Consider the following 5,021-nt stretch of genomic DNA (forward strand, 5'->3'; position numbering starts at 1 on the left):
ACTGGATGTCGCTGAGGACGTCCTTCATGCGGGCTTTGGTTTCGGCGTAGGGCAGGATGCGCGGGCCGGAAACGTACTGGCCATACTCGGCAGTGTTGGAGATGGAGTAATCCATGTTGGCGATGCCGCCTTCATAGATCAGGTCCACGATCAGCTTGGTTTCGTGCAGGCATTCGAAATAGGCCATTTCGGGCTCGTAGCCGGCTTCGACCAGTGTTTCAAAACCCATGCGGATCAGTTCAACGATACCGCCGCACAGAACCGCTTGTTCGCCGAACAGGTCGGTTTCGCATTCTTCGCGGAAGTTGGTTTCGATGATGCCGGAGCGACCGCCACCGATGGCCGAGCAATAGGACAAGCCGATTTCCAGCGCTTTGCCGGAGGCGTCTTTGTCAACGGCCACAAGGCAAGGCACGCCGCCGCCTTTGGTGTATTCGCCGCGTACGGTGTGACCTGGGCCTTTGGGGGCCATCATGATCACGTCAACGCCGGGCTTGGGTTCGATCAGGCCGAAATGGACGTTCAGGCCGTGGGCGAATGCAATGGCGGAGCCTTCGCGGATGTTGTCGTGGACGTATTTCTTGTAGGTCTCGGCCTGCAATTCGTCGGGCATGGTGAACATGATGACGTCGGCCCAAGCAGCGGCTTCGGCGATGCCCATTGTCTTCAGGCCTTCGCCTTCGGCCTTGGCAATCGAGGAGGAGCCTTCACGCAGAGCGACGACGAGGTTCTTCGCACCGGAATCGCGCAGGTTCAAAGCGTGGGCATGACCTTGGGAGCCGTAGCCGAGGATGGCGACTTTTTTGTCCTTGATCAGGTTAACGTCGCAGTCACGGTCGTAATAAACGCGCATTGGGGCGTCCTTTCGTATTCGTTGAAATCTGGGGTGGTTATAACTGATGGTTCGGGTGATGCCATTGTCGGATTATGAGTTTATTTGGCAAAATGAAGATGGTAATGCGTGGTTTGGGAAAATTATGGAAAAATCATGCTTGATGATGAGGATCGGCGCATTTTACGCCATTGGCAGGCGGATGCAGGGCTAAGCCCTGGTGAGCTGGCGGAACGGACAGGGACCAGTGCTGGCAAGGTCGCGCGACGCATTGTCCGGATGCAAGAGGCGGGCATTGTCGAGGGTGTTGGCATGGTCGTGGATTGGGCCGCGCTTGGTTATACCGTCGAGGTGTCGTTGCGGATCACGCTGGACAAGACGCAAGGTAATGCGTTTGACGCGTTCTTGGTCGCCGCGCGCAAGGTGGATGAAGTGATTGAAATACAGACGTTTCTGGGACGCGTAGATGTGCGTCTGTCGATCATTGCGCGTGATATGGGGCATTATCAGGCAATCTATCGCGGCAAAATCCTGACCTTACCGCATATCGCGGATATTGAGGCATTGATGCATGTCGCACGGATCAAATCGGACGAGGCATTGCCGTTATGATCACCCTAGACGAGATTGATCACAGGTTGATCCGGTCGCTGGCACGCGATGCCACGCAAAGCGCAGGCGCTTTGGGGCGGCATATGGGGCTGTCGCAGCCCGCCACGTGGCGGCGTATCCGGCGGCTGGAAGAGGCTGGCATCTTGCGCGGCAAACGGCTGCGCCTGAATCGCGAAGCATTGGGGTTCGGGGTGACGGTGTTTCTGGGCGTTAAGCTGGCCACCAAGGGACGCGTGAGCCTTGAGGATTTCGAACGCGCGGTCAGTGCCATCCCCGAAGTTCAGACGGTCGAGCATGTTTTGGGGCTTTATGATTACCGTTTGCGGGTTGTGGCGCGGGATTTGGCTGATTTTGAACGGGTCTTGCGGCGGCGGATCATGACCCTTCCGGGGGCCGGCGCAGTCGAGGCCAATGTGTTGCTGAGCGAAGAACGTCTGGCGGGGCCTTTGGGTCTATAACTTTGACGTGCAGCGCGGTATCTTGGGCGCAAAGAAAAAGGATACCCCCATGCCAGCATTGCTAAACACTGTAGACCCGCAAGGTCTTGAGGAATTTTCGGTCGTCTTTACGGATCGGTCGCTGAACCACATGTCCGCCGCGTTCCAGGGCGTGATGAAGGACATCAGCGCCATGCTGAAAGAAGTGTATAGTGCCGATGCCGTGGCCATTGTTCCCGGCGGTGGTACATTCGGGATGGAGGCGGTGGCCCGTCAATTCGCCCGCAATGCCGATGTGCTGGTCGTGCGCAACGGCTGGTTCTCGTACCGTTGGAGCCAGATTATCGAGAATGGTGATCTGACCGGAAACGCGACCGTGCTGAAGGCGCGCACCACCGGCAACAGCACGCCAGCCCCCTTTGCGCCATGTCCCATCGATGAAGTCGTTGACGCGATCCGTGCCCAGAAACCGCAGGTCGTGTTCGCGCCGCATGTTGAAACAAGCGCAGGGGTGATCCTGCCAGACGATTATATCAAGCAGATGACAGAAGCCGCCCACGAGGTTGGCGCGCTGATGGTGCTTGATTGTATTGCATCGGGCTGTGCGTGGGTCGATATGCGTACGCTTGGCGTCGACGTGCTGATCTCTGCCCCGCAAAAGGGCTGGAGCGCGTCGCCGTCGGCGGGCCTTGTGATGATGTCGGACCGTGCCATAGCGCGGCTGGCTGAGACGAAGTCGGATAGCTTCTCGCTTGATCTGGGCAAGTGGCACAGCATCATGCAGGCCTATGAAAATGGCGGCCACGCTTACCATTCGACGATGCCAACAGACGCGTTGAGGGTGTTCCGCGATACGATGAAGGAAACGCAAGCCTATGGTTTTGCCCGCCTGAAAGAGGCGCAGTGGCGTTTGGGTGACGGGGTGCGCAAGATGCTGGCGGACCGTGGTGTTGTGTCGGTTGCCGCAGATGGGTATGGCGCGCCGGGTGTCGTTGTCAGCTATACGTCTGATCCGTCGGTGCAAAACGGCAAGGCATTTGCTGCCGAGGGTATGCAGATCGCCGCAGGTGTGCCGTTGATGTGCGACGAGCCGGATGATTTCCAGACGTTCCGTTTGGGTCTGTTCGGCTTGGACAAGCTTTATGACGTTGACGGAACGCTGGCGCGTTTGGCGCGCGTGGTCGATAAGGTACTTTGATTTCAGAGCGTTGCGGCGGGGTCTTAACCTTGCCGCATGCCCAACCCCATCCCCATCAACATTTTGCGCACCGGTGCCATCGCGTATAGCGCGTTCAGACCCGATGCGCGGGCATCGCGGGCCAATGGCGCGCTTGCCTGACTTGCACGGTTCAGCAGATCAATGCCGCGCACCCGCAGCATGATGTCGCCGTAGCGCGCCTTGTGATAGGCATCCAGCATCCTTTGACTGCCCAGATCGCCGGGGTTGGCCTGCGCCAGTTCCAGCAGGGTCGCGACATCTTGCAAGGACATGTTCAGCCCCTGCGCGCCGATGGGGGGCATGACATGGGCGGCCTCGGCGATCAGGGCGATCCGTTCCCCTGACAGGCGCGTTGCGTGTTGCGTGATGATCGGCCAGATGTTGCGTCCGGTGGCAAGGGTCAGCGGGCCGAACAGGTGGCAACTGCGGATCGATGCTTCTTCGGAGAAAGCGTTTGCATCCAGCTTCATGCGGCGCGTGCATTCGGCAGCATCATCCATCCAAACCACGGCAGAGCAAGGCATGCTGTCGCGATCAGGCAGCGGCACCAGTGTGAACGGCCCCCCCGTGCGGTGGATTTCAGTCGATACATTTTCATGGGGCACGGGATGGGTGGCAGAAAACACGATGGCCTTTTGCCCGTAGCCCGATTTGGTCACGCCAATGCCCGCCGCCTTGCGCATCGGGCTGTCGCGTCCGTCAGCAGCAATCACCAGCGGTGTCGTGATCCGGCTGCCGTCGCTCAGGCCCACGCGGGCCTGCGCAGTTCGGGTAAACAGCGACGTGGTGCCGGTGCCGGGTCGGAAATCGACTGTTGGCAGGTCAGCAAGACGATCCAAAAGCGCGCGGCGCAATAGCCAGTTCGGAAAATTCCAGCCAAACGGCTGATCCGAAATCTCGGTGGCGTTGAATTCACGGGTGACGCGGGGGATGGGATCAGCCCCGCCGGCATCCACAATGCGCATGATCTGCAAGGGGGCCGCGTGGTCTTGCAGGTGGCTCCAGATGCCAGCGGCCTCAAGAACGCGCCGTGCTGGTTGCAGCATTGCGGTGGACCGCAGGTCAGCGCCTGTCGCATCGCCATCGGTGATGGGCGGGGCGGGGTCAACGCAGATCACCTTGAAACCAGCGCTGCCGAACGCCGCCGCTGCAGTCAGTCCGGCGATCCCGCCCCCAGAGATAAGAATATCGCAATCCATGGTCATACCCGTCAATTAGCCCGTGATCCGCCCAAGGAAATGGCTTAGATCATCGGTGTGAAAATGAATATGTTCGCCTGCCTCGGGGGTCGGGGCAACATGGACGGTGCCCATGCCCATGGCATGGGGTGCTGCAAGGTTACGGGGGTCGTCCTCGAACATCACAGCTTTGGTCGTGTCCAGATTGTCGGTGGTGAATACCTGTTCAAATGCAGCACGTTCGGGTTTTGGCAAAAAACGGGCATGTTCAACGCCATAGACTGCATCGAACAGCCCGTCTAATCCGCGCGCCTTGACCACGCGTTCGGCATAGGGCGCGGTGCCGTTTGTATAGATAATCCGCCGTCCCGGCAGCGCTTTGATCCTTGCGGCCAGCACAGGGTCAGGCGTCAGCACATCCATAGATATGTCATGCACGTCATGCAGATAGGGGCCGGGATCTAGATCATGTTCACGCATCAGCCCCGCAAGGGTCGTGCCATAGGTGTGCCAATAATGCTTGCGCAAGTAATTCGCGCGGTCCTTGTCGACCTTGAGGGCGTCCATCACCCAACGGACCATGCGGACCTCGATTTGGTCGAACAACCGTGCGGAGGGCGGGTAAAGCGTGTTATCAAGGTCAAAGACCCAAGTGTTCACATGTGAGAAAGCTGTATCAGGCATAGAGCCTAGCTAAGCCCCCGCGTCCATTTGCGCAAGATCGCGGGCTTGCGCAAATGGAC

The 5,021-nt window shown here is 59.0% G+C and carries 6 protein-coding genes; 3 read left to right on the forward strand and 3 right to left on the reverse strand.

Features of this window, described 5'->3' with window-relative positions:
- Nucleotides 1-853 (reverse strand): ketol-acid reductoisomerase (gene ilvC, locus ABYT07_RS18655; RefSeq protein WP_372993528.1); only part of this gene is annotated, 853 nt, incomplete at its 3' end.
- 135 nt (nucleotides 854-988) lie between these two features.
- Between ilvC and ABYT07_RS18660 the strand changes: the two genes are divergently transcribed.
- From ABYT07_RS18660 to ABYT07_RS18670, 3 genes are read left to right on the forward strand one after another with little or no spacing between them, the layout of a single operon-like run.
- On the forward strand, nucleotides 989-1,444 hold the full coding sequence (locus tag ABYT07_RS18660; RefSeq protein WP_372993529.1) for an Lrp/AsnC family transcriptional regulator: 456 nt from the start codon (nucleotides 989-991) through the stop codon (nucleotides 1,442-1,444).
- Entirely contained in the window at nucleotides 1,441-1,902 is a 462-nt protein-coding gene (locus ABYT07_RS18665) for an Lrp/AsnC family transcriptional regulator (RefSeq protein WP_372993530.1), read from the forward strand. The genes ABYT07_RS18660 and ABYT07_RS18665 overlap by 4 nt, the downstream gene beginning before the upstream one ends.
- A 49-nt stretch (nucleotides 1,903-1,951) precedes the next feature.
- On the forward strand, nucleotides 1,952-3,079 hold the full coding sequence (locus tag ABYT07_RS18670; protein ID WP_372993531.1) for an aminotransferase class V-fold PLP-dependent enzyme: 1,128 nt from the start codon (nucleotides 1,952-1,954) through the stop codon (nucleotides 3,077-3,079).
- A gap of 23 nt (nucleotides 3,080-3,102) precedes the next feature.
- Here the strand turns inward: ABYT07_RS18670 and ABYT07_RS18675 are convergent, their stop codons facing one another.
- Both ABYT07_RS18675 and ABYT07_RS18680 read right to left on the reverse strand, forming a co-directional pair.
- Complete coding sequence (locus ABYT07_RS18675; RefSeq protein ID WP_372993534.1) at nucleotides 3,103-4,305, reverse strand: UbiH/UbiF family hydroxylase; 1,203 nt, start codon at nucleotides 4,303-4,305, stop codon at nucleotides 3,103-3,105.
- A 9-nt stretch (nucleotides 4,306-4,314) separates the two neighbouring features.
- Nucleotides 4,315-4,962, reverse strand: a complete 648-nt coding sequence (locus ABYT07_RS18680) for a pyrimidine 5'-nucleotidase (RefSeq protein WP_372993532.1) — start codon at nucleotides 4,960-4,962, stop codon at nucleotides 4,315-4,317.
- Nucleotides 4,963-5,021 lie beyond the last annotated feature (59 nt).

The organism is Sulfitobacter sp., assembly GCF_041552635.1.
Lineage (GTDB): Bacteria > Pseudomonadota > Alphaproteobacteria > Rhodobacterales > Rhodobacteraceae > Sulfitobacter.

Coding starts and splice junctions, on each gene's coding strand:
- ABYT07_RS18670 (WP_372993531.1), top strand. CDS start 1,952: ATGCCAGCATTGCTAAACACTGTAGACCCGCAAGGTCTTGAGGAATTT.
- ABYT07_RS18665 (WP_372993530.1), top strand. CDS start 1,441: ATGATCACCCTAGACGAGATTGATCACAGGTTGATCCGGTCGCTGGCA.
- ABYT07_RS18675 (WP_372993534.1), bottom strand. CDS start 4,305: ATGACCATGGATTGCGATATTCTTATCTCTGGGGGCGGGATCGCCGGA.
- ABYT07_RS18660 (WP_372993529.1), top strand. CDS start 989: ATGCTTGATGATGAGGATCGGCGCATTTTACGCCATTGGCAGGCGGAT.
- ABYT07_RS18680 (WP_372993532.1), bottom strand. CDS start 4,962: ATGCCTGATACAGCTTTCTCACATGTGAACACTTGGGTCTTTGACCTT.